The sequence below is a fragment of the Mesorhizobium sp. M0598 genome, from assembly GCF_040320865.1.
Lineage (GTDB): Bacteria > Pseudomonadota > Alphaproteobacteria > Rhizobiales > Rhizobiaceae > Mesorhizobium.
In genome coordinates this window covers 39467-66157 of record NZ_JAMYQL010000035.1, presented here as the reverse complement: position 1 = coordinate 66157, position 26691 = coordinate 39467, and the positions used below count along the sequence as shown (strand labels likewise).

The 26691-nt window shown below is 59.3% G+C and carries 27 protein-coding genes and 3 pseudogenes; 16 read left to right on the top strand and 14 right to left on the bottom strand.

Going from position 1 to position 26691, the window contains the following annotated elements; translation table 11 throughout:
* Positions 1-554: 554 nt before the first annotated feature.
* The 8 genes and pseudogenes from NKI59_RS29205 to NKI59_RS29170 all read left to right on the top strand — a co-directional run bounded on the left by NKI59_RS29205 (position 555) and on the right by NKI59_RS29170 (position 6065).
* Positions 555-1436, top strand: coding sequence for a YihY/virulence factor BrkB family protein (locus NKI59_RS29205; RefSeq protein ID WP_352708150.1), 882 nt, complete (start codon positions 555-557; stop codon positions 1434-1436).
* A gap of 62 nt (positions 1437-1498) precedes the next feature.
* Positions 1499-2061 (top strand): annotated as a pseudogene (locus NKI59_RS29200) (transposase); the annotation flags it as partial.
* A 241-nt stretch (positions 2062-2302) separates the two neighbouring features.
* A complete protein-coding gene (locus NKI59_RS29195) occupies positions 2303-2650 on the top strand; it encodes a hypothetical protein (RefSeq protein ID WP_352594611.1) in 348 nt (115 codons plus the stop codon).
* A 4-nt stretch (positions 2651-2654) separates the two neighbouring features.
* Positions 2655-3050 (top strand): phage holin family protein, encoded by a 396-nt coding sequence (locus NKI59_RS29190; protein WP_352594613.1) that lies wholly within the window; start codon positions 2655-2657, stop codon positions 3048-3050.
* Complete coding sequence (locus tag NKI59_RS29185) at positions 3047-3925, top strand: hypothetical protein (protein WP_352643330.1); 879 nt, start codon at positions 3047-3049, stop codon at positions 3923-3925. Before NKI59_RS29190 ends, NKI59_RS29185 begins: the two co-directional genes overlap by 4 nt.
* Complete coding sequence (locus NKI59_RS29180) at positions 3922-4692, top strand: hypothetical protein (protein ID WP_352624911.1); 771 nt, start codon at positions 3922-3924, stop codon at positions 4690-4692. Before NKI59_RS29185 ends, NKI59_RS29180 begins: the two co-directional genes overlap by 4 nt.
* 438 nt (positions 4693-5130) lie before the next feature.
* The gene (locus tag NKI59_RS29175; RefSeq protein WP_352594619.1) at positions 5131-5514 is read left to right on the top strand and encodes a hypothetical protein; all 384 of its coding nucleotides are present in this window, start codon (positions 5131-5133) and stop codon (positions 5512-5514) included.
* A 395-nt stretch (positions 5515-5909) separates the two neighbouring features.
* Entirely contained in the window at positions 5910-6065 is a 156-nt protein-coding gene (locus tag NKI59_RS29170; protein WP_352708149.1) for a hypothetical protein, read from the top strand.
* Between the two features lie 929 nt (positions 6066-6994).
* Here the strand turns inward: NKI59_RS29170 and NKI59_RS29165 are convergent.
* Positions 6995-8527 carry a hypothetical protein gene (locus tag NKI59_RS29165; RefSeq protein WP_352708148.1) on the bottom strand — a complete coding sequence of 511 codons (1533 nt, stop codon included), beginning with the start codon at positions 8525-8527 and terminating at the stop codon, positions 6995-6997.
* 472 nt (positions 8528-8999) lie between these two features.
* Positions 9000-9509, bottom strand: coding sequence for a ferritin-like domain-containing protein (locus NKI59_RS29160; RefSeq protein ID WP_352594625.1), 510 nt, complete (start codon positions 9507-9509; stop codon positions 9000-9002).
* 282 nt (positions 9510-9791) lie between these two features.
* Here NKI59_RS29160 and NKI59_RS29155 point away from each other — a divergent pair, with 282 nt between their 5' ends.
* Positions 9792-10229 carry a KTSC domain-containing protein gene (locus NKI59_RS29155; protein WP_352643340.1) on the top strand — a complete coding sequence of 146 codons (438 nt, stop codon included), beginning with the start codon at positions 9792-9794 and terminating at the stop codon, positions 10227-10229.
* Between the two features lie 313 nt (positions 10230-10542).
* Here the strand turns inward: NKI59_RS29155 and NKI59_RS29150 are convergent, their stop codons facing one another.
* Together NKI59_RS29150 and NKI59_RS29145 are read right to left on the bottom strand one after the other, a co-directional pair.
* On the bottom strand, positions 10543-10731 hold the full coding sequence (locus tag NKI59_RS29150; protein WP_352643653.1) for a hypothetical protein: 189 nt from the start codon (positions 10729-10731) through the stop codon (positions 10543-10545).
* Entirely contained in the window at positions 10718-11020 is a 303-nt protein-coding gene (locus NKI59_RS29145; RefSeq protein WP_352549757.1) for a hypothetical protein, read from the bottom strand. Before NKI59_RS29145 ends, NKI59_RS29150 begins: the two co-directional genes overlap by 14 nt.
* Before the next feature lie 175 nt (positions 11021-11195).
* On the opposite strand from NKI59_RS29145, the gene NKI59_RS29140 reads away from it, so the two are divergent.
* A complete protein-coding gene (locus NKI59_RS29140) occupies positions 11196-11549 on the top strand; it encodes a hypothetical protein (protein WP_352456137.1) in 354 nt (117 codons plus the stop codon).
* Positions 11550-12223: 674 nt separating this feature from the next.
* On the opposite strand, the gene NKI59_RS29135 is transcribed toward NKI59_RS29140, so the two are convergent.
* A complete protein-coding gene (locus NKI59_RS29135; protein ID WP_352594633.1) occupies positions 12224-12421 on the bottom strand; it encodes a hypothetical protein in 198 nt (65 codons plus the stop codon).
* Between the two features lie 653 nt (positions 12422-13074).
* On the opposite strand from NKI59_RS29135, the gene NKI59_RS29130 reads away from it, so the two are divergent.
* Positions 13075-13368 carry a hypothetical protein gene (locus NKI59_RS29130; protein ID WP_352625738.1) on the top strand — a complete coding sequence of 98 codons (294 nt, stop codon included), beginning with the start codon at positions 13075-13077 and terminating at the stop codon, positions 13366-13368.
* 687 nt (positions 13369-14055) lie between these two features.
* Entirely contained in the window at positions 14056-14694 is a 639-nt protein-coding gene (locus tag NKI59_RS29125; protein ID WP_352594637.1) for a hypothetical protein, read from the top strand.
* 21 nt (positions 14695-14715) lie between these two features.
* On the opposite strand, the gene NKI59_RS29120 is transcribed toward NKI59_RS29125, so the two are convergent.
* The 6 genes from NKI59_RS29120 to NKI59_RS29095 all read right to left on the bottom strand — a co-directional run bounded on the left by NKI59_RS29120 (position 14716) and on the right by NKI59_RS29095 (position 20719).
* Positions 14716-16377: a DNA polymerase/3'-5' exonuclease PolX gene (locus NKI59_RS29120; RefSeq protein ID WP_352594639.1), complete on the bottom strand. Its 1662-nt coding sequence runs from the start codon at positions 16375-16377 to the stop codon at positions 14716-14718.
* Between the two features lie 106 nt (positions 16378-16483).
* On the bottom strand, positions 16484-18382 hold the full coding sequence (gene ligD / locus NKI59_RS29115; RefSeq protein WP_352594641.1) for a DNA ligase D: 1899 nt from the start codon (positions 18380-18382) through the stop codon (positions 16484-16486).
* Positions 18383-18919: 537 nt separating this feature from the next.
* Positions 18920-19159: a DUF982 domain-containing protein gene (locus tag NKI59_RS29110; protein ID WP_352625651.1), complete on the bottom strand. Its 240-nt coding sequence runs from the start codon at positions 19157-19159 to the stop codon at positions 18920-18922.
* A gap of 8 nt (positions 19160-19167) precedes the next feature.
* Positions 19168-19413, bottom strand: coding sequence for a DUF982 domain-containing protein (locus NKI59_RS29105; RefSeq protein WP_352625652.1), 246 nt, complete (start codon positions 19411-19413; stop codon positions 19168-19170).
* Positions 19414-19891: 478 nt separating this feature from the next.
* Complete coding sequence (locus NKI59_RS29100) at positions 19892-20146, bottom strand: DUF982 domain-containing protein (protein WP_352595415.1); 255 nt, start codon at positions 20144-20146, stop codon at positions 19892-19894.
* Positions 20147-20491: 345 nt separating this feature from the next.
* Positions 20492-20719, bottom strand: coding sequence for a hypothetical protein (locus NKI59_RS29095; RefSeq protein WP_352595417.1), 228 nt, complete (start codon positions 20717-20719; stop codon positions 20492-20494).
* 727 nt (positions 20720-21446) lie between these two features.
* On the opposite strand from NKI59_RS29095, the gene NKI59_RS29090 reads away from it, so the two are divergent.
* Entirely contained in the window at positions 21447-22025 is a 579-nt protein-coding gene (locus NKI59_RS29090; protein WP_352708147.1) for a recombinase family protein, read from the top strand.
* A gap of 287 nt (positions 22026-22312) precedes the next feature.
* Positions 22313-22862, top strand: a pseudogene (locus NKI59_RS29085) (glycogen debranching N-terminal domain-containing protein); the annotation flags it as partial.
* Positions 22863-23366: 504 nt separating this feature from the next.
* On the opposite strand, the pseudogene NKI59_RS29080 reads toward NKI59_RS29085, so the two are convergent.
* Positions 23367-24001: pseudogene (locus tag NKI59_RS29080) on the bottom strand (IS5 family transposase); the annotation flags it as partial.
* A 93-nt stretch (positions 24002-24094) separates the two neighbouring features.
* Here NKI59_RS29080 and NKI59_RS29075 point away from each other — a divergent pair.
* Positions 24095-24607, top strand: coding sequence for an SUKH-3 domain-containing protein (locus NKI59_RS29075; RefSeq protein ID WP_352453847.1), 513 nt, complete (start codon positions 24095-24097; stop codon positions 24605-24607).
* A 678-nt stretch (positions 24608-25285) separates the two neighbouring features.
* Here the strand turns inward: NKI59_RS29075 and NKI59_RS29070 are convergent.
* A complete protein-coding gene (locus tag NKI59_RS29070; protein WP_352495879.1) occupies positions 25286-25462 on the bottom strand; it encodes a hypothetical protein in 177 nt (58 codons plus the stop codon).
* Between the two features lie 46 nt (positions 25463-25508).
* On the opposite strand from NKI59_RS29070, the gene NKI59_RS29065 reads away from it, so the two are divergent.
* A complete protein-coding gene (locus NKI59_RS29065; RefSeq protein ID WP_352708145.1) occupies positions 25509-25811 on the top strand; it encodes a hypothetical protein in 303 nt (100 codons plus the stop codon).
* 68 nt (positions 25812-25879) lie between these two features.
* On the opposite strand, the gene NKI59_RS35205 is transcribed toward NKI59_RS29065, so the two are convergent.
* Positions 25880-26458: a hypothetical protein gene (locus tag NKI59_RS35205; RefSeq protein ID WP_502897462.1), complete on the bottom strand. Its 579-nt coding sequence runs from the start codon at positions 26456-26458 to the stop codon at positions 25880-25882.
* Between the last annotated feature and the right edge of the window lie 233 nt (positions 26459-26691).

Genomic DNA, 26691 nt, shown 5'->3' with positions numbered 1-26691 from the left:
CGTCTCCAGCCGATCCAGAAGTCCGGGAAGCCGTGCAGGAGCATGACCGGCTTACCCCCGGCAGGCCCGGCCTGAACGACATGAAGCCGAATGCTTCCGGCGTCGACGAACTGATGTTCAGGCGCGAGTGAGATCATGGCTGGAAACCCGGGTGTCCTAAAACTGATCCAGCGCAATGAGGATTTAGATCAGGCTGCGTCGTCCCGACAACATGCACGCTCAGCCGTCGCATCCCCCCGGCAGATGGGCATGGGAGCCGAAGGTCCAAGTGGGATGACGCCAGTGTTTCTGCAGCCGGGATGTTATTTTGCAAGCGCAGGTCTGCACCTGCATCCTTTGGCGCTATTATACGTTTCCCCGCGACGAAGGTGCTCCGGACCGGCGGCCATGTCGAAGAAAACAACCGAGGACCCTTACGAAGGTAAAGTGCAACTTGAGCGGCCGCCCGACCCGGAGGGCCGCGGACGCAATGCCGAATGGCCGTCAGAGATTCCTGGCCGCGGCTGGAAGGACGTGCTGTGGCGGGTCTCGCTGAGCTCACAGAGGACCGTGTTATGCTTATCGCGGCCGGGGCCGCATTCTATCTGCTTCTTGCCCTCTTTCCAGCGCTTGCCGCCTTCGTGTCCATCTACGGTTTCGTCGCCGATCCTCAGACCATCGCTGAGCACGTTGCGTTCCTTGGCGGCGTACTGCCCTCGGGAGGTCTGGATATCATCAGATCTCAGCTTGCGTCCTTAGCCGCTCAGAAGACTGGCGCGCTCAGCTTCGGCTTCATCTTCGGCCTTGCCGTCACACTGTGGAGCGCCAGTAACGGCATAAAGACGCTATTCGAAGCCATGAACATCGCCTACGAGGAGAGAGAAAAGCGCGGCTTCATCCACCTGAATCTCCTGGCCTTGGGCTTCACACTTGGCGCCATCCTCATTGGCATCGGCTTTATCGTCTCGGTGGGGATTGTGCCGGCCGTGCTTGCGCTGCTGAACCTCGGCGGCTGGATCGAAGCCCTTGTGCGGATCCTTCGGTGGCCGATGATGCTCATCATGGTTGGCGTCGGGACCACGCTGATTTACCGCTACGGGCCCAGCCGTGAAAGGGCAAAGTGGAAATGGGCGACATGGGGCGCCTTCCTCGCGGCTGTGGTCTGGATCGCAGTCTCGATAGGATTCTCCTACTATCTTGAAAACTTCGCCAACTACAACGCGACGTATGGAGCCCTTGGGGCAGTCATCGGCTTGATGATGTGGACTTGGATTTCTGTGATTATCCTGGTTGTAGGTGCGGAGCTAAATTCCGAGATGGAGCATCAGACAGCGATGGACACCACCACAGGTGCGCAGCAGCCGATGGGTGCGCGAGGTGCCACGGTCGCCGACACGCTGGGCGGATCGGCCGATGCCGCCGACCAGCAGTCGCGTTTTGACGAGCGCAACGCGTAGCGCGCAGATCACTTTGCACGCCATGGTCAAGCGGCTGTAACCAACGCCGCGGAGCGTGGCCAGAACGGCTCAAGGCGCTGATCGCCCGGCTTGCCCAGGTGACTGGCGATCTCACCATCCAGAAGCAACGCAAAAGCGCCGTCGCCGATGCCGAACCCCTCGCCAGCCTCGACGAGGTCATTGTTCTGCTCAAGCGTCAGAGCCGCCGACTTGAAGGGCGAGATCGCCTCGCTAATCGACGACGACCCGCTGTGGGCCTGTCTCGATTAGGTCTTCCGTTCGGTCAAGGGTGTCGCCCGATACTCCTGATGGCCGAGTTGCCCGAGATTGGCACCCTTTCCAATAAGGCCATCGCCAAACTCGTAGGCTTGGCGCCGATCGCCAGTGACAGCGGCAGGCGCAGCGGTCGAAGACCGGTGCGCGGCGGCCGTGAAGGTCCGCGCTCCAGCCTCTCCCTCGTCGCGCTCACCGTCGCCAGATATGGTCCCCACCCCGGCGCCTTCCATCAGAGTTGAAGCAGGCAGGAAAGGAAAAGATGGTGATTCGCATTGCGCTCGCCCGCAAGCTACTCGTCATTCCGAATGCAAAGGCACGCGATGCGCGCACCGAGTTGGAAAATGCAACTTGGACACCCCAGCCAGTCGCTCATTGGGAACCAACGGGCCTTACCTCCGTTTGCTCCTCGAATGGAGGAAACCATGAACAACCGGAATTCTGAACGGCGTCCCCCGACTGCGGTAAGAGCTGGTGACGGTACCTCGGAAGACATAGGAGCGACCGTAAGCGGCGCGTTATCCAAAGCGTCGGACATAGCACAAGGGGCAGCGGGAACCGCCAAACGGGCGGCCGCTGGTGGCGCGTCGACCGTGACCAATCAGGTGAAGGAGATGTTGGACCGTCAGGTCGGCAGCGGCGCCGAGGTGATCGGCCAGCTGGCGAGCTCGACCAAACGTGCGGCCGAGGACCTCGACACAAATGCACCGATAGTCGCTGGGGTCGTGCGCACCTTCGCGAATAGGCTTGATGGATACGCAGACGACCTGCGAGACAGATCCGTCGATCAACTGGTTCTTGCAGCGTCCGATTTGGCCAGGCGCAAGCCGGGTTTGGTGTTTGGGCTGGCCGCCGTAGCGGGTTTTTTGACATTCCGCACACTGAAGAGCGCGCCTCCCGCTCCAGAATCCATCAAGGAAAGGCGGCAGGGAGCGAACTGATCTGATGGCACAGGAACAACTGAAGAATTCGCCTCTCCCTCAAGCACTGTCGGCAGTGTTGGCGGACGTCGCGGACCTCTTTCAGAAAGAGTTGCGCCTGGCGCATGCGGAGCTGTCCGCCAACGTCTCAACGAAGCTCCAAGCAGGTGTGTGGATGTCTGCTGCTGGCGCGCTGGGAGTGGTCGCCGCTCTGCTTCTAATGCAAGCCCTCGTACTTGGAATCGCGAGCTTAGGGATAGCTCTGCACTGGTCGTGTCTGATCGTCGCGGCCGCAACGGCGGCTGCCGCTGCTTTCGCCTACTATAGGGGCCGCGCTGATGCGCAAAAAGAACTTCTGCCGACACACTCCATAAGCCAGATAAAGCAGGATATTGCGACAACCAAGGAGCAACTAACATGAGCCGCAATTCACAGGTCCAGGATTTTGGAACGAAAGAATGGCTTCTCAGCTCCGCTAGGAACAATCCCGAAGGCCTTCTGCTCGTCGCAGCAGGGTGCGCGCTGCTAATGCGCAGCCGCGGTTCAAGTGCCGGGCATCGCGAGCAATCCCGTGGAACCAACGGGCGCCAAAATGCTCCGCACGTACGCACCGCCAGCGGCGGGGCGTCAAAAACGCAGGAAGAGGCTAGCGAGACAGCAGAGGCCATGCGCGACAATTTAGCCGGCATTGGGGAGAAGGTGAGTGAAACCGCAAGTCACTACGCATCATCGGCCGCGGCATACGCAGAACAGGCCGGTCGCACCGTATCCGAGAAGTCAGGGCGCGTGGTGCAGCAAGCCCAATCAACGTTCCAGGACACGATTGGCCGCATGGTGGAAGAACAACCATTGGCTTTTGTCCTGGCCGGCTTCGCAGCCGGTGCCGCTATAGCTGCTGCTTTACCGGCCAGCGATGTCGAGAGGCGCACGCTCGGCCCAGTAGGAGAGCGATTGACGGATGCTGCTGAAAAAGCTGGGGACCGATTGAAGTCTTCGACAGCAAAGGCGGGCGAACGGCTCAAGAGCGCAGCCGAGGAACGTGGGCTGAATTCGGACGGCCTCAAGGAGGTCGCAAGGGACGTTGCGGGCGCCTTTGGAAGCGCCTTATCAGAAGAGCAATCAAGTGAACCCGTGCAGCCGTCTTCGCCAAGCCCAAGTGGATCGAGCGGTCCATCCACCGCCAAGCTGCAACCGGGCAGCGCCACCCCTTCGGAAGGAATAACGGCCAAATCGCAGCGGTCGGACAACCCTCGGTCGAGCAAACCTGCCCGCCCCGGTGGCAAGAGAGATTTATGATGGCCGATCCGCAACTTGAGCATCTTGAATACGAAGTTGAGGCTGCCCGGGCTAAGCTCGCCGAAGATTTGTCGACACTTCGGTCGCCAAACATGCTCTCCGAGTTTACCGACGATTTGAAACACGAAGCGCTTGAGGCAAAGGATGCGCTAGTGGAGAAAGCAAGAGCCTCAATGCAATCGGTGGCGCAGGCGATTATTGACGATCTCAAGGCAAAGGCGGCTGCCAATCCGAGCGCTGCTTTGGCGATTGGGGCCGGTTTGGGGTGGCGTTTCCTCCGCCGTCCGCCGATCGCAACCGCACTTGTCGGAGCGGGATTGTTCAGCTTATTGCGGACCAATTCAGCCCGGCCACCCGGCGAGCAGCAGGTGGATCACCTATCGTACGCCAAGGAGCGCCTGAAGGAGCAATCTAGTGATTTGGCGGAAAGCGTCAGTGATTTCGCTCTTGAAACGGCTGGTAAAATAAAACGCGAAGCTGCCGAGTTGACCGGCGTGGCCACGGAAACTGTTAAAGAGAAGACAGAACGCCTGGCTGCGGGTATCCGCCATAGCGGCGTTGGGCCGCACGAGGGCGAGACTGCCGCAAGAGCATCCGCACCCTTCGATGAAGCTTCGTTAGCTGTTCAAGACGCATCGGGCGATGAGCATACCGAGGACAAACTCCTTCTGGCGGCCGCAGGTTTAGCAGTCGCCGCGGCTGTCGGCTTTGCCTATCAACGACGTCTGAATGAGCAGATGGACACCGACCGAACTGGAAGAGCGTAGACAGAGGTCATTGCAGAGAAACAGTCGTCCTGAAGGCAAAGTATGATGCCGCGCTCACATTTATCGAGTCCCGACGAGTTCAGCCATCGGATTGCATATTCTGGAACCACGAACGGCGCAATGACGTTGCGCACGGCGGAGAAGATCGGACAAAGCGGTCAACCCCTTCGAGCATGATGATCGTCGGCCGGTCGGTCACGGCTTTCAGCGAAACCGCCGAAAGCGTTTGACACGTCTCTGGCTTGTTTTTCTTTCTCGGTAGCCAACTTCCTACACTCCGATGTGCCAGCACGGTCGGCTGTCGGCGACCACGGTCGCCATACCGTGTTCCACGCCAACAGAAAAAACCCGCCTCGACTGCCGCTGAGCGCGCGCATCCCCGCGTCTGGAACGCTTCAAATACTTTGCCGTTGTTAAAGGCACTTGCAGGAGCCGGGCATGAGAGTATTCCAACGAATTTTGCCGCTCGCCGTGTTCGCGTTGCAACTCTTTGCCGTGCAGTCATTTGCTCAGACCGAGCAGCAAGATCTGCCGGGGCAAGGCGCATCATCGACAACCGAAGATGCCGAGGATGTCGGCGTCGACGTTTCGCTTGGCAGGCACGAAGTGAAACAGCAGGTCGCAAGGGAGCTTGGAATATCCGAGGTAGAAGTGCCTCTGGCAGTTCATGTGCCTATCGAGCTCGCCAAGCGGGTCTGCGAGAAAGAGGTATTCGACGCACGCGCCAATGTGAACCGAAGCTGCACGGCGACGAAATACATCCCGGAAATTGCCGAAGCAGCACGAAATCGTCCGCAAACCTCTGCCGTTCCGGAGCAATAGGCGAAGACGAATACTATGGGATAGAGAAGGGGTGCTTGGCTACTCTGGGCGATCGAGAAAGCGCCGCCCCGAGAGTGTGGAGCGCTTGCGCGTAAGTTTTCAGGCAGCGTCGATATTCGCTTGGCTTCCCCAGAGGATGAACCAGGCTTCGACAAAAGGCGCACACCAGATTGGGAAGGCAACCTTCGACCGGCAGGGCGGAGACTGCTTGTTAGCAGCATCTTGATGATCGCCAGACTGACGAGATTCTCTGGTCAGCATAGTAGCTTTTTGAGACTCCCCGCCTTTTAGGTATACTTTCCCTGACTGTCGACAATTTGTTTGGGCGTCGTCAGCTATGAGCGACCATCGCGCTTCCGCCCTGATCGGGAGACAGCGCAGATGGAAACGAACTGTTGCGGCGCCTGAGCGCGCCGGATCTGGCGTTGCTGCAGCCTCACCTCGAAGCCCGTCACTTGGGACTGAGGACGCACCTGGAGCAGGCCTCGGTCCCGACCGACACCGTCTATTTCTTCAAGAGCGGCCTCGGCTGGGGCCTGCCGGCGAAATAGGATCGAACTCCCGCTCGAGCGGAATTGTTCCCTAGTATTCATGCAGGACAGGCGCGCCCTCATGCGATTTCGTGTGCAATGATGGGTCAAAATGTTTGGTAGAGACTTTTGAGCGGGGATTGGATAACTGGCTCGCGCGAAGCCCCCGTACCCCTTCATTCCGGCACACGCCACCCTCAGGAACGCTTCTGGAATACCTCGCCGTGAATGGGGCTCGGGTATTTGATAGAGAACGCGTCTCGGTTTGCCGGTGACGTGCCGTGCAGTTGCCAAGCCATAAGCTTCTCCAAACCTGCGAGTTGATCCAGTCGACGCACCCGGTCGCTTCACAGACGATACGCCCGCGCTCCAAGCCGCGTAGCTCTCGGCGGTCGCTACATCCAACTGCAGATGTACTCGAGAATCCCCGAGCCTCCAATTTCGTCGAAGCACCGTTACGAAGCATTGGACCGCGGGATCGCTTCCAGCATGTCTGCTCTGTGTGAGAGGATCGCCAGGGAATGAGTTCGATGTGGAGGTCGAACTTCCCTGGCACCAGCCGTGGCTCGATGCCGCCGTCGAGCCAACCCAGCCGGATCAGCCCACTCGAATACCGATAGTTCCCATGAAAAGTCCTCGCCGGAAATCTGCGCCCAGATCAAGGGTCCCGCCCCCAATAGCGGGCGCAGCCTGCAGGATGTGGCGCTGCATGTGCGCGACGACAAATTGGTTACCCGCGGCTGGGCCCCGGAGCGGATCGGGATCCCGCGCCAAGCTCGGCGGAGGAGACAACGAGTCAATCGACAACTGGATGGCGGCGGGCGCGCCTTGTCCGGCAAAATCCATGAAAGGCAAAGTCAGTTTGGCTCGGCGGTGGTCGAGCGACGACTGGCAGCTCAAGCCGGCGATGCTGGCGCTTCGCCGTGGACCCGAATGCCTTTGGCAACCTTTCAGAGCTCTTTGGCCCGTGCGCGCGAGACGTCGTTCCGGTCAACAATGGCCAAGCCCCCGAAGAGGACAACGAAACCGACGATTGCGATCCAGCCGATGATCTGTCGTATCCGCTCCTGCCCCTCGGGCATTTGAAGCGCCTCGACCTTCGGCCACATTACGTTGATATACCCATCCGGCTCTGCGATTAGGCCTTGGTCCTCCGTGTCGATTTCGAGCATTACGCCTTTGATGGGGCCCTTCGTCATCACCATGACATGGGCAGGAGCTTCTCGTGCGATCACTTCCCCGTTGCGGCTCACCTGTGCCCAGCCCCAAAGGGCGATTTCCGGCCGTACCTTCGGCAGCTTGCCCGTGCCGATGCCAGTGTTGCCGTGCATCTCGTGTTCATACGCTACGCCTGACCATGTCGTATATTTTCCGAGCGGGTGGCGCGGCATTGGCTTGTCAATGCTGACCGTATAGGCGACGTCGCCGGAGGTGAACCCGGCCGAGACTCGCAAACCATCCGTGTTCTGAACGTGCGACCAGCGGTTGCCCATTTCCACGGTTTGGATTGCAATGGTGCCGTTCATAGGCACGGTGCTGTTCATTGCGTACGGATCGGCCCCGGTCACCCGCATGCCCTCGCCTGAAGCCCGTGCGGTTGCGATCAAACCGTCGGTGCCCCTCGATTGAGCGTGGGCAGGTTCGGCAGGGACACCCAGCAGGACGGCTAGCGTGCCGATCCCAGCCAGGCCGATTACCCGTCGCTTCTTCATCAGCCAACCGCCGACCCACCAGCCGATAAGTGCCGAAACGAAACCGCCTGGAAACGACAGCCACCAAAGATCCCTGTAGCCGGAATAATGAGGCTGATCGAGCGGCAGGCCACGTGGGCCCAGATACATGCTGTAAGTGGTCCAGACGAAGGCGAGCATGAGCGCGCCGATGGTCCAGCCCAGCCGGCCGGCACCGGCGTAAGCAGTCCAGACACAGACAAAAACGAAGCTGATCAAAAGGTGCTGGACGAAGAAGGTGATGCCTGGGAAGTCGCGCAATAGCACCGTCTGGGTCAAAACACCGTCTGCCGCAACGATGATCACAGCAGTAACGAGCCCGTAGACAACGAACCGCCACGTCTCCCCACGTTCGGTCTCAGCAACAACATGGTTTCGCCGCCAAAGCCACAGCGCCATCAGATAACCACCTAGGATCGCTAAGGAGTGCACCGGCACGCCGGTAATCCACAGGTGATTGAAGTCGAGCCATTCGGGTTCCTGCGGCAGCCCCACGGGCGCAAGCCATTGATAGTAAATCTCCAGAATGAGCGTGTGGACCGCCGTCAGGACCAAGCCTGGAATGATCCCGATGCCGAGAAAAGCCGTACCAAATAGAAAGACGGTTGCGATCAGGAAAGTCTTGGTTATCCAATAGGTCCAGTATGGATCATTCTCCCAAAGCAGGCCGTGCGCGATGGACGCATCGACGAATATGGCCGAAAGCGCCACAAGAATGCTGAACTTAATTGTATCTTTTGCGAGCAAAAACATCTGCACGCTCCCGCATTGCGCGATATTAACGCCAGTTTTCCATGTAAGTTCCCTGGTTGGGCTGGGCTGACAGGGACCTCTGCCCGTCGCTGGCGCCCTCTGTCCGCGCTCGGGACGAACTTTCTCCGATCCGGCTTGGCATTCATCGGTGCCCGCCCACGCAACTGCTCAGTCATTTTCTCGGGCATCTCCGCTCGCGACCTCGTTCCGAACGTTTTAACACGCCCATTCGAGCTTGATCTCGCCGAGCGCGGCGCTAGCCCTTCCGATCTGGCTATTGCCATGCGTATTTGACCAGGCTTGCGCAGACGAACGCTTTACGCCGCAAGTCGCTCGTCGTAGCAATTTCTCGAAATGCAGCTCGACGACCGCCTGCTACAGTCAGCCTTGTTCGTCGCCCAGCGTTCACGAAGGGGACTCGCTAGCGGACGAATCCCCATCACCCAGTTCACGATCCTACGTTCCCACCCGCTCACCGCTTGGCGCTGTCGCTGTCCGCTTCGGCCCGCGCAAGGAACTGCTCGGTCGTGGAGGGAAGATGGCTTTTCAGCCAATCCGCCATCGCGACTTCCTCTCGCAGATTCTCTTCGCAAGCCCGAAGGACCTCGGTTTCGCCGAGCGATCGAGCAGCGGCGATCAGGATCGTGTAGGAGGCGATTTCCATGTGCTCGAACGTGTAGCTCGCCAGCGATCCTTTCATCACCTCGTCTCCGGCGAAGACGCCGCTCAGCGATTGCGCCATCGCCGTCAGCTTACCGCCAGCGTCCTTCATCGTGGATGAACCCTCGTCCATCTGATCGAGACAGGTCTTCAGCCGGGCAGCCTGCTGCTTCGTTTCGTCGAGGTGCTGTCGGATCCGGTCGCTCAGTTCGGGATAATTCTCGATACGGCTCAACTGCCCGTTCAACATCGTTTCGGCCTGCTCTTCCATGGCATGAGCATCTCTAAGCCATTGGACAAACCATTCGCGGCTTTCTGACATTTCGAATCTCCTTTGCGGCCTAAGGAAAAAACTTTTAGAAGAGGACATTGTTCCGGAGCAGAGCCCGCCGAACGGCTCTTGACAGTCGTGGCAGGTCTCAATTCACCTCGCGAAAATCCTGCAGCGATGCGTGGGAAACGCCAAGATCGCGGAAGACCGGCGCAAGGAAAACGGCCCGTGGACGCTCGCCGCTGCGCCGCTCCATTACAAAGTCCAACTGGCACTGGCCGCTTCCTGGCCATCCGACGCGGCGACATACGGCGACATATTGAAGGTCCCCGCATGGCATACTGCGACCGCTGCATGTCGTTCCTGGCAAGTAAGAACGGCAAGCAGATGAAGCTACCAGCGCTCGGCGAAGCTGAAGTGGATTCTCGACGAGGCGCTTATCGCGGCGGCTGGCGCTCCGCATTGAGCCTTGTGCCTCACCGCACCACCGCAGTCACAAGGAACGCGACGGCCTCTCCGCTCGTTGATTGGTTTTCGAATCGAGCCGCCGTCATGCCCTCCACATCGATCCGCAAGATGGAATATGATCTGGATAGAAGGACCCTCTCGGTGTGGTTCGTCGCCAGCGGCAAGCGGTACGAGTTTGAGGGGGTACCGCCGGAAACCTTTGCCGCGTTCCGGGCCGCGTTCGCCAAGGGCCGCTATTTCAACGACCAGATCCGCAACAATTTCCGCTACCGTGTGGTTGCGAGCGATAGCGACCCGGGATGACCTGACCTGCCGGCGGCTCAATCGTCCTGTCGCTCCAACCGGCGGTTGGTGGACGCGTTGCCGCTGTTGCGCTTAGGGTTGGTTACGGTCCGCGCTCACTTGGCAAGCCCAACCCCCCGCATCCCCCCGCCTGGTGCAAAGCGTTTGATCGGTCCCGCCGTTCTGGCAGTGCGGCGGGACTTTTTTGCGGTCCAGGTGGAACATCGGCGCGCGGGGAAGGCGCGGTGCACGCAGCACCCTTTTCTCATCCAACGTACGTCGGTGGCGCGCTGAAGGGTCTCAACGTCGGTCTGCCGGAGCTCAACTAGCTGGACTATTGCTCGACCGGAAGCGGCTCGTGCTGCGGCTCAGCGTGGTGGAACACCTGTCCAAGATCGCGCGCGTCGAACGTTTGGCCGCAGACTGGGCAGTAGACCATGTGCTTCGACTCGTCCTCTACCGGCCCGTCATGCGGCCTGCCCTCATAGCCGGTCGCGATGTTGTCGGTTCTAATCCGGGGCATCTGCAAGTGCCTTTGGTCGTTTTGGCGGCCGATACTTCTCCACCAACCGGACCTTCTCACGGTCGACCGTGACCAATGGCCCGAGGTCGATCGTCACAGTGTTCTCGTCGATGCGCGTGACCTCGCCTTTTAGGTCGATTTGCTGGCCTCGGTTCACCTTGGTGTGATCGATGATGGAATGTGGGAAGTCGTAACCTGGGATCGAGACCCTTACGCGGTCCTCTGTTACCCGCGTCAGAACCCTGGCCGTAATCGCCACCTGGTCACCAATGCCTATTCTCCGAGCCATGCCATGGATTCTGGTGCGGGCAGTGTCTTCTTCAAGAGGCTTCTAATATACGCCAGCCATCCTAAGGCTGACCTACGACCAGAGTTACAAAAGTTGAACTTGATCGGGGAACACTCCTTCTGTCTGCCTGTTGGATTTGCCAGCGCACCCCGCGCATTCAGACAGGAGAAAGAAGATGAAACGCATCCTTTTGGCTTCGGCCGTGCTGGCGGTGTCGGCCGGGCTTTCCTTTGCCCAGACGACCAGCGGAACTTCGAGCGGAACCTCAACGAGCGGAACCTCGACCACGACGACCATGCCCAGCACGACGGATCAGGGCACCGGCACGACGAGCAGCGGGACCAACATGTCCGGCGATCAAGGCACCGACACGACCACCACCAGCGGCACCACAAATCCGAACTCGGCCAGAGACTGCGCGCCCGGCCAGCAGACTGGCAGCGCTCAGCAGGCGGCGCCTGGTCAGCAGGACACGACAGCCAACACCGCCGCGCCAGGCCAGGTGAAAAAGACCGACGAAGGTTGCTGATTGGCACATCGGCACAGGTTGGGATCACCAGCGTGTGGCTGGCCAGCCTCCCCTGACCACCGCCTGAACTCACTCGGCTGGCGAGCAAGTTGCCGCCAGCCGAGCATCAGTCCAGGAACCTTTGCGCATGCGGCTTCTGTTTGCTTTGGGTCAGCTAGATATCCGTCTGCTCGCGCATCTTGCCTGAAGGGAGCTGCAGCCGCGCTCAGAGGAGAGGCTAACAGGTGATTTCGATCGACGCGCCGTATTGCCGATAGCGCTAGAGCGATTCGACCCCCTACATCGGACAAACGTTTTCGGGGTTGATCGTTGCGGCCGGCTTTGCAGTGGTTCCGGAGGAACGGAGCTTCCGCCGATTTGCCCGGCGGGCTCAACCCACTAACTGACTGCTGCGAGCCAAAGTCGGCGATCTCAACTCGTAGAAGTGAGCGGACCGTCTCGCCAGCTCCCAAAATTCCGTGGGTGTCAGACCTGTAAAACGGCGGAACTCATGAACGGCCTGCGATTGATCAAAGTAGGCCTCATCGACAAGCTGCGTATGACAGGTTCCTCGCCGAGCACCAGGCCGCACGATGAGCCGCGCTCGCCGTCTGTCGACCCGTTGCCCCCGTGCTTGAGCGCGAGTCGTGGCGCCGGTGGCCTGAAGGTCGCGACGAATGAAACGCCGGCCCAGTTCAACCCGCGCGACGTCCTTCAAAGCTCGGGGGATCGATCTTCACCAAGCGGTCTGCGGCCTCGACCGCAGTTCGTATCCTGCTGCACAGCGCGAGATTTTCGGCCAGCATTTCTTCAGTGCGTTGAAGCGCGACCTCAGTCCGGTGGATGCGCTGCCTGGCATTGGCAACTTCCGATGTCAAAAGATCGGCCGCCATCCCGTGGGGTTCCGTAGTGTCCATAGGTTTCTAATACATGGGGGGCGATATCGTTCCCTGATATCGGGCCAGAAAAGCGCGATGGGCCGAATCAATGCGCGCCCTGTCAAAACAGCGCCGGAAAGAGGCGAACGGCTTCGGCCGCTCTACATCCCACGGCAGAGGCGATCACGGTCCAGAGGGCCATTGATCTGTTCAGGTACGACTACAACGTAAGCGAAGACACACTCAGGCGGCTGGTGATCAAGCACCGTCTTCACAACCAGACAATGCCCGGTGCTCCGTGGAGAATAACGCTCCTGGTTTGGCTATGGCGCTCGTCGGGGATGATGACGCGCTTGCGCGGTTGAGGCGGGACGATCGCGAGCATCCGGAGGTAACTCGGTATTTCAAGCAGCTCGGCATCCCGCGACCCTGACCTGTTATCAAAAGTTAGGTCGCGGCGACTGTCTAAAATAGACATTAAGTACTATCCAAGTCGCAGGTAATGGCTGGATCCTCCCGGTTGAAGCTCTTCCCCTTGCGATTGCAGAGACCAATCCCTTCGCGAGTCACTGCTTCGCTATGCCCACGCGTTCCTCATCCAGTCGTCCCGGACGGCACTGGTCAACGGCCACTCAAAAATCGAGGAGCGGCTGGCCCGCTGGTTGCTGATGGTCCAAGACCGGGTCGAAGGAAACAAGATTTACCTGACGCATGAGTTTCTGGCGACCATGGTTGGCACTCGGCGCCCGGGCGTTACCACCGCCCTCCAAATGCTGAGTATCGGGGGCTGGTTCACGCCAGGCGCGGCGAGATCACAATTGTCGACCGGTTGGAATGATACAACTCACACATGGTGCCTACGGCGACGAGGAGCAAAGTCACTTCGGCCTCGCCTCCGCCTAACTGTTCGGAATCGGACAAACTCTTGCAGGCGGCCGAATTGGTGCCATAAATCGTGTTGATTTGGGTTTCAGGGAGGAACTCACATCACTAACACTTTTCACACCGTCACGGTTGAAAGAGCCGCCGAAGCCTATGTCCTCTCCAGGAGGAGCTATTGGCGGCGGCATCCATAATTCACGGTGTGCCCGTCGCTTTCGATGCAAAAACAGCCGATGTCGTAGAACCACGGCTCCATTCGTAGGCCATATATGCCTGCGCTCGCGCAGATGCCCACCTGTCGGACGTTTGTCCGTTACCTGATCGACAATGTCGGCAGGCCGTGCATTTCGATATCCGAGGTTAGCCACGCTGTAATATTTCCGCTTTGCGACCTCACGGATTGGGAACTTGGGGATCTCATTGCGCGAAGCGCGATCGACGCGGGATTTGCGATTGAATTCGAACGCCGCGGGTGCCTAGGACGCCTGTCAAGACTCAATAGCCGAACAGCTGCTTTAGTCATGTGGCTCCCAATCACGGACGGTCAGGTTGCGGCCCCCAAAAAGCCGCCAGGCGGCAACGCGCCTGATATCGCACTTTGAGATTAACTCTGCCGCTTCCTGTTAGCCGAAGTTGCAAGCGGCCCCGCTAACAATCGTGGTTGCGCCTTTAGTGCATCGTGGTTCAGACCGCTGGCGGATTAGAACTCATGTTGGCTTTGCGATCGGCTCGTCGCTGCCGACAATCGGTGACCTATATAAAGGGGCATGTCCACGCGCCGAAAAATCAATGCAACAGCGAAGCTGATTGGAGAGTGGCCTTTAACCCCGGCTGCAACGTTTGGATCGTCCGTCAGAGCGAGGGGTATTTTTCTCGAAATACGCGCCCGCCTTCCAACGGAGTTCAGGAAATTGCTCAATATCGAGTCCCGCGTGCTTACCCTGCGCCTGTCTGAGGGCGCCGAGAATGATGTGCAGGTGGTATTCGGGATCGTATCCAAAGCACTGCAGAATATCGAAGACCTGCCCGTAATCCCCCGTGAAATCGAGGACATTCTGACGATCTCGACGGCCGAACGGCACCGCTGGCTGAAAGATGGTCGCTTGCAGAGCGCCGGGACGAAAACCGTGAAACTCCGCGGGCGGGCAAGGAACATCACCTTTCACGTGTTCGACCCGGAGCACGTGGAGGATGTGCTTGACCGCGACCTGGTTACGGTCTGGCGCGAACAGGACGCAGCGACAGCTGCAGAGAACAGGCGGCGAGCCGCGGGGAAGGCCGCTATGAAACGTGCTCAAAGAAGCGGTCGCGGAACTGCAGCTTCAACTGGCTACGGCCCCGACGAGAACGCGCACTCCAGTTTGCGCGGCTGGGAAGATTTTGAGAATGACGGACTCCTGCGCTGATAGGCCGGGCGCACAAGCAGTTTAGGACGTTTGCCTGCGCCGTGCGAGATGCGCAAGAAGGGCCGTCAAACGCATCGCGTTCAGGACCCGCTTCGCAGGAACACCGCCCTTGCGCGCCATCTCGACACCCCAATGCATGTGGTCGAGCTCGCGGATCGAATGAGCGTCCGGATTGATGCTGAAGATGCAGCCCTGATCGAGTGCCTTTTGATGCCAGCGCCAGTCGAGGTCGAGTCGCCACGGATGTGCGTTGATTTCGACAGCGACGCCGTGTTTCGCACACGCTTTGAGGACTTTGTCGACGTCGAGATCATAACCGGGCCGGCGCAACAGCTGGCGACCGGTCATGTGCCCGATAATTGTCGTCCGAGGATTTCCGATCGCCTCAATGATACGCTCCGTCTGTTCCTTCTTGGGCAACTTGAAGCGGCTGTGCACGCTCGCGACGACGAAATCGAACTGCTCCAAGATATGATTCGGGTAATCGAGCGAGCCATCCGCCAGGATGTCCGCCTCGATGCCCTTCAATATGCGAAATTTTCCATTGTATGCCTTGTTCAGCCGGTCAGCTTCGCGGTGCTGTTCAGCAATCTCCTGCAACGAAAGGCCGCCTGCGTAGTGAGCGGACTGCGAATGATCGGCGACACCATAGTATTCGAAACCGCGCCTACGCGTGGCTTCAGCCATTGCCTCAAGCGTTTCGGTGCCATCGGATGCGGTCGTGTGAGAATGCAGGATGCCATGCAGATCTTCATCCCGAATGAGGGCGGGTAGCTTCTGCTTTGCCGCTCGCTCAATCTCGTCCCTGCCTTCGCGCAATTCAGGTTCGATAAACTGCAAGTCTAGAGCTTGGTAGATTTCTTCTTCTGTCGCTGACGCGATCAGCTTTCTCCCGCGATGGAGCCCGTCGGCGTTTAGGGTGAATCCCTTGTCGGCCGCGAACGTCTTCAGTTGCTCAAGGTGGTCTGCCGAACCGGTTGCTTCGAGCAGGCTCGCGCCAAAGTGCTTCCTGTCCGTGACAACAAGCCTGAGGGTCGTATCCTCGATTCCAGTCGACTTTCTGGCCTGTGCTACCAGGGCGAAGTCGGAAACGAGCTCGCAACCGCGTCGGAAGTCACCTGCAATTTCCACGCGCGAAAACTCTGGATGCTGTTGCTTTACCGATATGACCGCATGGTGGAGAAGAGCGGCGGCCTTGTGCAGGTGAAGTTGCGTTTCGCCGCTTCGCACGATGGCCAGGTTCTGCAGCAGCTTTGTCTGAAGCGCGGCGCCGAGGCCTTTGACAGGGCGGATGCGGTCTTCTCTTGCTGCGGCCTCGAGCTCCGCCAGCGAGTTCACGCCGAGCGCCTGATGAAGCTTCAGTATCTTATCGGGACGAAGCCCGGGTATGGCAAACAGCTCCATCACGCCAGCTGGAACATCCTCGCGCAGCTTCTCAAGGCTTGGGTGCGTGCCGGTTTGGTAAAGCTTGGTCACGATGTCTGCGATCGCGTCACCGATCCCCGGGATCTTGGTGAGGGCGCCGGCGGCGATGATCCGATCAAGCGGCTGCGACAGCGCCGTCAGACTGTCTGCCGCGCGCAAGTATGCCTTTGTGCGATAGGGATTGTCGCCGCGCATAGACGCCCGTTGCGCGTATTCCCTCAAAAGACTGGCGACGGTCCTCGGATCGCTTTTTGCCATGGCTTCAGCCCAACGAGGCCGATCTCCGCAGGTTCCAATCAGGCAAGACCATGAGCGCCGCGTTGTCCTTTAAATCCCGGCTTTACTGCCTCTTCCCGCGTCGGCGCTACAGATTGGGCAAGGATTGGTCAGCGCGACCCCATCCCGCCAGAGCTTTGGAGGCGGCGCGTTTCTTTAATTCAGGAGCATCGCCCACGTGGAAATGAGAGGGCGCATCTATTGTCTTCATCTCCGCCCACGTGATCGGTGCCGCGACAGGAGCGCCCGGACGTGATCTTGCGCTGTAGGGCATGATCGCGGTCGCCCCGCGCTGATTGCGTAGATAGTCCACAAAGATGCGACCCTTGCGGCGCGCCTTTGACAACACAGCCGTGAAATGGGCCGGATCGCTCTGGGCGACCGCCTGCGCCAGGCGAGACGCGAAGTCCTTCACCTCTGGCCACTCGGCGCCAGGGGTGAGGGGCGCGATGACGTGCACTCCTTTGCCTCCCGTCAGCATCGGGAAAGTCGTAAGCCCCAGAGATTTAAGGATAGCGCGGAACTGAAAGGCAGCGGCGCGGACGGCCTCAAAATCGAGGCCTTCATCGGGGTCGAGGTCGAACACGAGGCGGTCGGCCTTTTCGACATCCTCGATCCGAGCCCCCCATCCATGCAGCTCGATCGTTCCCATCTGGACGCAAGTCATGAGTCCATCGGCATCGTCGACATAGAGATATGGTTCCTCGTGCCCGTCCTTCTCCGTGATGCCGACGTGGTGGACTTTGTCGCCAAAGCTGCCGGCGTCGTGTTTTTGGAAGAAGCACTTCTTCGCGCGGCCCTGTGGGCATCGAACCAGACTGATCGGCCGGCTGCCAACCCAAGGAAGCATGATCGCCGCGACCGCTGCGTAATGGTCGGCAAGCTGTCCCTTGGTGATGTTGGACTCCGGATAGATGACGCGGTCACGGTTACTTATCGCGATGGCGGTTGTCGCAGACGCGGCGAGATCGGCTGCATGACGTTCCGTCTCGAGCACGACCGCCTCCGGCTTCTTGTCTTCACGGAGACCAAGATAGCTCGGATGTCGTAACGTCCCTTCATTTGTCATTTCGGTGAAGGCAATCTCAGCGACCAGTTTCGGACGGAGCCAGTGTGCGCCGCGCACTTCGGCGCGTGGTGCGTCGACGGTGGCGGCCTTCTGCTCAAGCGGCGCCATGATCTTCAAGAGACGAAGAAGTTCAGCGGTATCGAAGCCGGTGCCGACTTTCCCGGCGTAACGCAGCTTGCCGCGGTCATGAACGCCAAGGATCAAGGACCGAAACGCGCGGACCTTGTCGGACGGCGTCCAGCCGACAATCACAAATTCCTGCCGCCTGATGCATTTGATCTTCAGCCAGCTTGCGCCGCGGGCCGCCACATAACTCGAATCCGCGAGCTTTGAGATGACGCCCTCAAGGCCGGCAGCGCAGAAGCGATCGAGCAGCTCTTCTCCGCGGCCGAGGATATGGTCGGAGTAACGAAGGACCGGATTTTTCGCAGGCAAGATCGCCTCCAGCTTCGCCTTGCGCTCAACAAGAGGAAGCCTTGTCAGATCTTCGCCGTCGAGCTGCAGCAGATCGAACGCATAAAAGTCGATAGTCGCCGGGGCACCCTTCAATGCATTTTGAAGCGCTTGGAAGTTAGATCTTCCTTCGGCATCGACAACCACGGCCTCGCCGTCAATCAGGGCGGAGCGCACCTTGAGCTTGCGAGCCTCGGAGAGGACCGAGGGAAAACGGCTAGACCAGTCCAGACCAGATCGTGTGTAGGCTCGCGCCTCGCCTCCGCCGACCGCAACGAGAATACGATAGCCGTCGTATTTCATTTCATGGATCCAACGATCGCCGGCAGGGACCGTGTCCACGAGCGTTGCGAGCTGGACCGGCCGGAAAGCGGGCGGCGCTAAAGTGACCTCGTCACGAGCGGGCGACTTCGCTTGACTAGCGCTCGACGCATTGATTGCCTTACGCGACGTTGGCTTGACCACCCTGACCTAAACCATACTCAGAGACGAAACAGCGTTATTTGCCGTCCAACGCGCGACTACTTCTTTAGTTTCGCTGGCGGCCGTGTTGAGCTTTTCGCGATCATTGCCGACCCGCTTGATTAGCGCCTCGGCCTGAGGCCGTGCTTCCTGCCTCCGGCCCTTCCATTCCCGATTTTCGCGCACAGCTCACAGGCAATAATCAAGAGCAGGAACGGGCCCTCAAATGCCGCCACAGCGTATCCGGTTTCTGCCATCGGCTTTAGAAGCCTGACATCCGGTTCCGGTCCCCTGTGCGTACGGTTTTGATCTTCTCGTCGAACCCTATGTTCGATTGATGATTACTCGACGTGCCCCATTGACGCCAACTACCTCGCCCAGAGCAGCTCCGATGCCAGTTTCAAGAAGTGCAAAATGGCCCATGAATGCGCGGACCAGAGTGAATGCTCTCGTATCCGGGTCTATTTCGAGCAGCGCGGACTTAGTCAGCATTAGACAGCCTAACGGGTCCTTCCCAACATAGCCATGGGCACCGGCCTGCTACTCACGCAGCACCCCCTCCTCCTTGGCAGCAGCCTCGAAAGCCTGACGGACCTCTTCCGGAGTCACACGGTCCTGAAAGGCGTCGGCGCACAGTTGCACAGCCTTCCTCCACTTAGGTCCCATCTTGGTCCACTTCATGAGTTCCTCGGCGGCACCCTCGACGTTGTTGCACCCGTAGGTGACCCCAGGTCGGTCGGTCTTGACGTACACCGGAGGGGAGAACCAATGGGTTGCCACGACAACTCCTACTCTGGTGAGAGATACACCTTGGCCTCCTTAGCGGCAGCCTCGAAGGCCTTTCGTATTACATGAGGGTCAATCGGATCGCCCTCCAAGGCTGACAGGCAGAGGGTCACCGCCTTATGCCAGCGAGGCCCTCGCCGGGTCCACATCTTGAGCTGCTCAAGGGCTTCCTTCGCGTTGTTGCAGCCATGCCTGACACCGGTTTCAGTCTTCACGAACACCGGAGGGACGAACCAGATGGGCGCCATGATACCTCCTACTGAGGGGAGAGATACACGTTGGCCTCCTTGGCAGCCACCTCAAAGGCTTCACGGACCTCATGGGGGACATCCTGCCCTCGAACGCGTCGACGCAGGATTGGACCGCCTTCGTCCACCTCGGGCCCTTTGTGTCCCATGCCAGGAGTTCCTCGGCGGCTCCCTCGACGTGGCTGACCCCATTGCGAATGCCCGGACGTTTCGTCTTCACGTAGACCGGGGGAGCGAACCAGAGGGGACCATAAGAGGGAACTTAGAGCGGGAAGAGCCCGCTGACCAACCCCGCTTTAGCCGCAGCTAAGGAACGATGTAGGCCCTCGCGGGTTTAGAGCTTGCAGCGGTCGATCTTCGTGGATGTGCAGCCGCTGTGGGGGGGGTCCGTCGCCTCTCATCTCCATGCTTGGCGGCGGGCTCCTTTCGCGAGGGCGGTGTTGGTCAGAGACACATAGAACCTTGTACCCCATCCAATTTAGCTAGTCGTCATTGGGGGGAGTAGTGTCCCCTCCTCTTTTGCAGCAGCCAGGAATGCCTTGCGGGCCTCCTCAGGTTCCATCTCGTCGAAAATCACGGCCATGCAAACGCGCACCGCGAGGTCCCACCAAGGGCCACGCTTGGTCCACTTCATAAGCTCCTCGCCGGCTGCCTCGGCGTTGTTGACATTGCGGATGATCCCGGGACGCTCGGTCTTGACGGGGACCGGAGGGTTGAACCAGTGGAGAGCCATGCGGTCACTCTTTGTCGGCCCGATCAAGTTCCTCCAGCCTATACTGCTCAGCCGGCAGCTCCCGTTCTACAGGCAGATTTAGCATCCTGCGAAGGTAATTGCGGATTACCTCTAACTAGCGCAGGACGGCGCGCTTCCGTTGCGATGCCACAGTGACTGAATTTGGCTGACAGCTACTCGCGACCGTCGAAAGCCACGCAGAGGCCCATGGCAGTTGCTGCCTCGTCGATTGCCCCGGTTAGTTCTTCGTTAGAGGCCACCAAGCAAGGCGCAGCCTCCCGAGCTTCGCGTAGTGCAGCTTTGATCGAGACCGTGTCGCCACGGTCCGCCCTGTTGAGGAGGCGGTTATTCGCGAAGATCGAACCCGACGAACAGGCCAAAGGCTGGGGCAACATTGACAATAAGCTCCACCAGCTCGCAGTCAGTTTCCGCCAGATGTGGCCCGTCTCGGCGCACCGCTGCGATAGTCCCTTTGACGGAGATGATTTGGCCGCGACGGGCTTGTAGGATCAGCTCGTGAACAAGGTGTTTGGCAGTCACTTTGTCGGGTCGGCAGTTCGTCCAAACGTTCATACAAGGCCTCCCACCTCAGCGAGAACCCAAGGGAACATTCATGATCCTCTGTCGAGAAAAATCAAGCAGAATGTTTGATAACTTCTGAGTGGGAATCAGGGACAAGCCACGAAGCGAGCTTCTATACTCTTTGACCTGACGCTCAGCCAGCCGGCTAGGAACCTTCTTCTGTCGGTCCCTGTTTGGCCCGATCAATAGCCGCAAGTAATGACTGTAGGGTTGGCGGCAGTTCTGGTTCGACCTCCAGATTTAAGAACGTTTGTACGTGATGACGATAGCCTTCGGAACGGATCAGTTTCCGAAACGCTTCCGAGACAGACTGATGGTCTGCTTTGTTGCTCGTTGTCATGTTCGGGAAGTCCGTCCCAATGAGCCGCAACTCGCCCGCAACGAATGGGTTCCATCAGGAGGTCGGAATATTTGGTAGAAATTTCTGAGCGGGAGATCGGATAACTGGCTCGCGCGAAGACCCCCCGTGCCCCCTTCGTTTGCCGCAGCATTAATCCTCGCTCTTTGAACTGAAGATTCGTGTCGATCTAGCGTCGGCGTTGCACATCGTGAACGTTGGAATGCTTCTGTCCAATGTTTGCTCACGCTGTGATGCCAATAGGGCAGGCTCTTGTGGCAGGGTGGCGCTCGACGGATTTAGCATGACAAGAGGGTTGCTTTCTGTATTTTGGCAGGGTATCGGATTTGGCAGGTACCCTAATGGCAGGAAAGAAGACCGATGAACTTCGGATACGCGCGGACCTCGACCACAGATCAGGTAACCGGATTGGACGATCAGGTGGCGGCGCTGGAGAAGGCCGGATGCAAGCGTGTGTACAAGGAGCATGTCTCTGGGGCCGCTTCGAGGCGGGAGCGGCTTGAGCGGCTCATGGAGAGGCTGGAAGCGGGCGACACGCTGACGGTGACCAAAATGGACCGCCTAGCGAGGAACGTCAGACAGCTTCTCGAGATCGTGGAGGACTTGCAGGGGCGTGGCGTAGCGGTGCGTATCCTCGACTTCAACGGCGACACGGTCGACACCAAGACCTCGACCGGCAAGCTCATGTTGACGATGTTCGGGGCGTTCGCGGAGTTTGAGCGTAGCGTCGTGCTGGAGCGCCAACGGATCGGGATCGATGCCGCAAAAGGCGACAAGACCAAGTACCCAGGACGGAAGCCGACAGCGATGGGGAAGCGCGACAAGATCGTGAAGTTGGATGCCGAGGGCATGACCAGAACAGCGATAGCCAAGGAACTGGGGGTCAGTGAGCGGAGCGTCTATCGGGCGCTTCAGGGGACCGGTGAGCCGATAGGGTGACCACTAGAACTACGAGGCGAATTTGGCCCCACCAGACTATGAAACGCTCCTCTCCCAAGCTGACCCGCGCGGTTCTCCCTGCATTGCGACTGCCTGTTGCCCTGTTTGCTCCTTTCCGGGGCGACATCAGCTTTGGCGAGGCGCGTGTGTCCTGATCAGTGCCTTTCCATGGGGACAATCAGTCCCATCGACCACACCCAACAAAGGAGCAATGACGACAACCGGCCTCACGCACAAGATTCCTGACAGTCCCATCGGCCTAGTCTCTTCTGGACAAGAGGGCTGATATGAATACTGAAGTCGAAGAACGCAAACTTGATCCCGCCTTGGCTCTCCCGGTACTCGATGAATCCGCACCGCGCGAACCGCATCGGCAATTTGCGCTCAAGCACGAGGACTGCTTCATCGTCGCCGACAGCTACGGCGACATACGAGGCACGGGCGACGGGCTCTTCCGCGACGACACGCGTGTGCTGTCGCGCTTCCGGCTGTTGATCGCTGACCGCATGCCCTCATTGGTTGGCGCGTCCTTGTCGCAAGACAACATCTTGTTCACAGCCAATCTAACCAATCTCGCCGCAGTGGGGCCAAACGGCAGGGAAGTTCCAGCGAGCGCCGTACACATCGATCGGACCCGGTTCATCTGGCAAGACCGCATGTTCGAGCGTATTACCTTCACCAACTACTCCGCGCGCGCGATTGCGTTGCCGGTCCGGCTCGACTTCGATGCCGATTTCCGAGACATGTTCGAGTTGCGCGGCACCACGCCGTCGCGGTCGTGCCCACGACGCGCTGATCAGGGAGGCAAGCGTCACATTTCGGTCCGAAGGGCTCGATACCGGAACGACGTACCTGAAGGCGAAAGATCGATTTCCGCTCCACGCTCCTCGTTTGTGGCCATCGCCGGACCGAGAGGAAGTCCGCCGCTCCGCTAACACGTGGCTGGACGGGGCGCGCCAAGGTCATCGCTGACTGTCAAGCCATTTCTGCAGAATTTGACGCACACAAGGCCGATCCGAGGCCAACTGGGAGTGCATACCAGCTTGGAATTGTGCGGAACCGTACGAAGCCGATTGCAAGCAACCAACCTGGTTGGCCGGGCATTAATTTAGCAAAGCGTCAATTAGGGAAAGCATCGGGAGGAAGACCATGCTGCACGTTAACATGCCTCGCGAATTTGAGGTCGGCGATGAGGTTGCGCTAGCAGGTACCGCCATCGCGATTCTCCCCAGCGGGCGCGCCAGGGTGAGCATTCCTTCGTATGACCATCCTTATACGATTGATCCGCCACCCAAAGTCCGGGCCGGCGACCGAGTGGTTCCTGTTGGGGACGTCACCCGCATCGATCAGGTTGCGCTCGCGGTAGAGCCGCTTGCTGAAGCAGGGCTTCCATTTCCGGTTGCTCTTGGCCGGGATGTTGGGCGTGGCACCCTGCTCCTGGATCAATTCCCGGATGCGGTCGGCGTCGTAGGCCTTGTCGGCCAGCACAATGGTGCGTTGGCCAAGATGATCGAGAAGCCGATCAGCGATCTGACTGTCATGTGCCTGTCCTGCTGTCAGGCCGAGCCGTATTGGGAGCCCTTGCGCGTCGACGACGACGTGGATCTTGGTCGTGAGCCCACCGCGCGATCGACCGAGACAACGATCTGGTCCCCCTTTTTTGCCGTCGCAGCCTGTTGGTGCGCCCGGATGGAAGTGCTGTCGATCATTTGGATATCCCCAGCGTGCTCGGCGCTGATGGCATCCATCAGCCGGTCCCAGACGCCTGCTCTCCGCCATCGCACAAACCGGTTATAGCAGGTGGTCCGCGGCCCTTAGCGCTCGGGCAGATCCCGCCACGGCGCGCCGGATCGCAGCACCCAGAAGATGCCGTTGAGCACCCGCCGGTCATCGACGCGCGGAACGCCTCGCGGCTTGTTGGGCAACAGCGGCTCGATCACGCGCCACTCGAAGTCGGTCAGGTCATATCGGCTCATGCGGAGCCTGAATCAGATTGCGCCGCAATATGAAAGCCGCCAGTCGGAAAACAACCCATTGCGGAGCTTGAAACTACCAACGATAAATTCAGAATGACAACTCTGCCGACCGCTGTTTTGCCGATCTTTGCCGCAGCCGGATGGTTTCCTGGACGCAAAGTGCCCATGTCTCCAGAGGTCCCGGCTAGTCATCCCGTGGCTGCCGTTCTCAGCGAGTTCGGTGGCCTCAACGTCGGCGAGCTCGGCCGTGGCATGGAATGCGCCCGGAGCGATGTCGTCTTCTGTTGGTCCCCACATGAAGGCTACCGAGAAATCGCCGAAATTGGAGACTTGCTTCAGACGGAGTTGGCTTGCTTTGCCACAGCTCACAACCATCACCAAAGCCTGTATATCGATAGTGGGGGCCGAGTGTTTGTGGTGTCCCCGATGATGAGCGGCATCGGCTTAATGGGGCGCACTTTTGGTGATGCTATGGAGCGCGCCCTGCTAGGCCGAAAGGCATCACCCCTGCTTCTGCCATCACATGAGAGTGTATCTTGGTATGGAGAGGTGCTTCTGCGTGGAAGCCCTCAAATCATGAGCATTGGGGAACTGAAGACGGGATAGGGCGGCCGACTGCTTTCCACCCTATCTCGCTCATTCCGCATTTATGAGTTCACGGCCTAGTGCGTCGCTGGCGTCTTCGGACTACTGGTGAAGCAAGTCCGATGTGGGCCTTCGCGACCCCGCTTCACCTGCCGTCCAGCCGTTCGCACATTCGCGATCGTCGCTCTCGGCAACAGGCGCCGCGCCCGGCCAGGACGTGTCGCATGTGCGCGCTGTCGAAGGAGGCGCCCAGCAACATTTCGCGTGAAGGCAACGCGGGCATCCGATCGATCGTAACCTTTCTCTGCAATGAGCGACTTGTTGCCGGCGATGGGCCTTCGGCTCTTACGCATTATGGAGATCACATGTTGGTCCCGGCACCCGATGCCGGCAACAGGTCTGCTTCGGAGCGCCGCGACAGAACTGGGCGACATGGTTGCGGTGGAGTAGGCGCCGTCGCCCTGGGTTAACAACCCGGTCGGTGACGGCCGCATCGAAAGCCCGCAAGTTCCTGTGAAGACATAGCGTGCCGGCGAAGGTCCGCCCTCGCGACAGGGATTCGTTCTAGGCCGATCAGTCGGCAACGCGACCGGCCAGATGAGCGAGAGCTTACCCTCGGTGTTGGTCTCGACCCGGCTCGCATAGAAGCCGTGAAGGGACATCTCCAAACGCTCGTCGACGGTCGTCCATCACTGCCGACTACGAGTCGAGGTCGTATGGCTCGTGGCCTAGCTCGTTGTGATGAAGCGCCTCTGCCATACACCTGATGTCGAACGCCTGGCCGCACGCCGGGCAGAGGACGAAATACTCCTCCTCCCGAAGTGGCGATGCATCGTGGTCTTGGGGGATGACGATGTCATTGTATTCGTCGGGCATTGGGTCCTCCGGCAACGCCGCCCGCCATCCTGGAACGCCTGCCGGCATGATTTGTTTCAAAGTTACTGCGCTTAAGAAGGAAGCCCTGAGCATCGATTGGGGCCTGATGTCCGGTTTCGACAGCGATGCCGTGCCACCGGGCAGTCAAAGTGATTTTCATCTGCAATCTTTGGTTACGGCACGGGCAAGAACCGTTTCCGCGCGCGGCAAGGCTCGAATTCCACCAAGCATGCGCGGTCATCTGAACTCCAATCCGGCAACGCACACCGCTTGGCCGAGATCGACTATGGAGACTGACGTTGCCCCGAGTTTCTATCCAGATTTGAGTTCGTGGCCGGATATGGAGTAAAATTCAGGCCCGAGATTCCATTTCGCGGTGTTCGGAGAACTCCGCTTCACTGGGTATTTGTGCATCATTTATTGGGTAACGCCGCTCTTGGCGATGCGCTCTTCGAAACTCGGGGCCAAGCCCGACGTGCTGAAGCACTGACCAGCGTCCATCGCGGCGGCAGCTTCTGGGCCAAGCGGATGCCTTTTAGTTACTTGCGGACGTTTGATGTGGCGCAAAGGATCCGCAGAAGCTAACATAACTTTTTCTTGGAGGCTGTCGTGGGTACGAGACGTTTCAGAAAGCCCGTCGTCGTTCAACCCGGCCGGATCGATCGCGACAGAGTTGTTGCGTCGGTATCCGACGCGGCCGAAGTTCTGCTGAGGGATTGGCCGACGCCGGAAGGCAAGTCGCGGCTCGCCGCAATCGAAGCATGCCTTGCCGTAATCCGTGGAGAAAAACCACCAAGGATAGCGCGCCAGGCGTTCATCGCTGCTGCCAAGGAGGCCAGGATATTGCTCGCGGAAGAAATTTAGGCTTATCGTGCGGCGGAGACCCTGCTCGGTCTGATCCAGCCTAACAGCCGCATCCAGTTCAGCGAGACGATGCCGGGCGGCGAGGCCAATGCGATCTTCTATCTGGTCGACGGGCGGGGCTTGAGGGCGCAACCGCGACCTCCGGAGTCCTCGCTTGCGATGTCTGCTTTCAGGATGCGGAGAAGCTGATCTCTACGGCCGAGAGGCGCATTGCTGCCCTTCGCCACGCGGGAAATGACGGGCCCCAATGGCTCATCAACGTGAATGAAAAATCTCCGACGATGCGGTCAGCGTAGCCGGGAACGTCGCAGTTGCGCCACAAATGCTCGGGACGCTAGTCCGGGCTTTCCCCCTACCGACTCACG

Bases quoted from the DNA above. Each gene is read 5' to 3' on its own strand.
- NKI59_RS29120 (WP_352594639.1), bottom strand. From the start codon at position 16,377: ATGGCAAAAAGCGATCCGAGGACCGTCGCCAGTCTTTTGAGGGAATAC.
- NKI59_RS29180 (WP_352624911.1), top strand. From the start codon at position 3,922: ATGATGGCCGATCCGCAACTTGAGCATCTTGAATACGAAGTTGAGGCT.
- NKI59_RS29075 (WP_352453847.1), top strand. From the start codon at position 24,095: ATGACAACTCTGCCGACCGCTGTTTTGCCGATCTTTGCCGCAGCCGGA.
- NKI59_RS29100 (WP_352595415.1), bottom strand. From the start codon at position 20,146: ATGGCTCTCCACTGGTTCAACCCTCCGGTCCCCGTCAAGACCGAGCGT.
- NKI59_RS29155 (WP_352643340.1), top strand. From the start codon at position 9,792: ATGGCATACTGCGACCGCTGCATGTCGTTCCTGGCAAGTAAGAACGGC.
- NKI59_RS29140 (WP_352456137.1), top strand. From the start codon at position 11,196: ATGAAACGCATCCTTTTGGCTTCGGCCGTGCTGGCGGTGTCGGCCGGG.
- NKI59_RS29185 (WP_352643330.1), top strand. From the start codon at position 3,047: ATGAGCCGCAATTCACAGGTCCAGGATTTTGGAACGAAAGAATGGCTT.
- NKI59_RS29065 (WP_352708145.1), top strand. From the start codon at position 25,509: ATGATTTGTTTCAAAGTTACTGCGCTTAAGAAGGAAGCCCTGAGCATC.
- NKI59_RS29145 (WP_352549757.1), bottom strand. From the start codon at position 11,020: ATGGCTCGGAGAATAGGCATTGGTGACCAGGTGGCGATTACGGCCAGG.
- NKI59_RS29105 (WP_352625652.1), bottom strand. From the start codon at position 19,413: ATGGCGCCCATCTGGTTCGTCCCTCCGGTGTTCGTGAAGACTGAAACC.
- NKI59_RS29190 (WP_352594613.1), top strand. From the start codon at position 2,655: ATGGCACAGGAACAACTGAAGAATTCGCCTCTCCCTCAAGCACTGTCG.
- NKI59_RS29160 (WP_352594625.1), bottom strand. From the start codon at position 9,509: ATGTCAGAAAGCCGCGAATGGTTTGTCCAATGGCTTAGAGATGCTCAT.
- NKI59_RS29090 (WP_352708147.1), top strand. From the start codon at position 21,447: ATGAACTTCGGATACGCGCGGACCTCGACCACAGATCAGGTAACCGGA.
- NKI59_RS29175 (WP_352594619.1), top strand. From the start codon at position 5,131: ATGAGAGTATTCCAACGAATTTTGCCGCTCGCCGTGTTCGCGTTGCAA.
- NKI59_RS29095 (WP_352595417.1), bottom strand. From the start codon at position 20,719: ATGAACGTTTGGACGAACTGCCGACCCGACAAAGTGACTGCCAAACAC.
- NKI59_RS29205 (WP_352708150.1), top strand. From the start codon at position 555: ATGCTTATCGCGGCCGGGGCCGCATTCTATCTGCTTCTTGCCCTCTTT.
- NKI59_RS29125 (WP_352594637.1), top strand. From the start codon at position 14,056: ATGTCCACGCGCCGAAAAATCAATGCAACAGCGAAGCTGATTGGAGAG.
- NKI59_RS29165 (WP_352708148.1), bottom strand. From the start codon at position 8,527: ATGTTTTTGCTCGCAAAAGATACAATTAAGTTCAGCATTCTTGTGGCG.
- NKI59_RS29135 (WP_352594633.1), bottom strand. From the start codon at position 12,421: ATGGCGGCCGATCTTTTGACATCGGAAGTTGCCAATGCCAGGCAGCGC.
- NKI59_RS29070 (WP_352495879.1), bottom strand. From the start codon at position 25,462: ATGCCCGACGAATACAATGACATCGTCATCCCCCAAGACCACGATGCA.
- NKI59_RS29130 (WP_352625738.1), top strand. From the start codon at position 13,075: ATGGTCCAAGACCGGGTCGAAGGAAACAAGATTTACCTGACGCATGAG.
- NKI59_RS29150 (WP_352643653.1), bottom strand. From the start codon at position 10,731: ATGCCCCGGATTAGAACCGACAACATCGCGACCGGCTATGAGGGCAGG.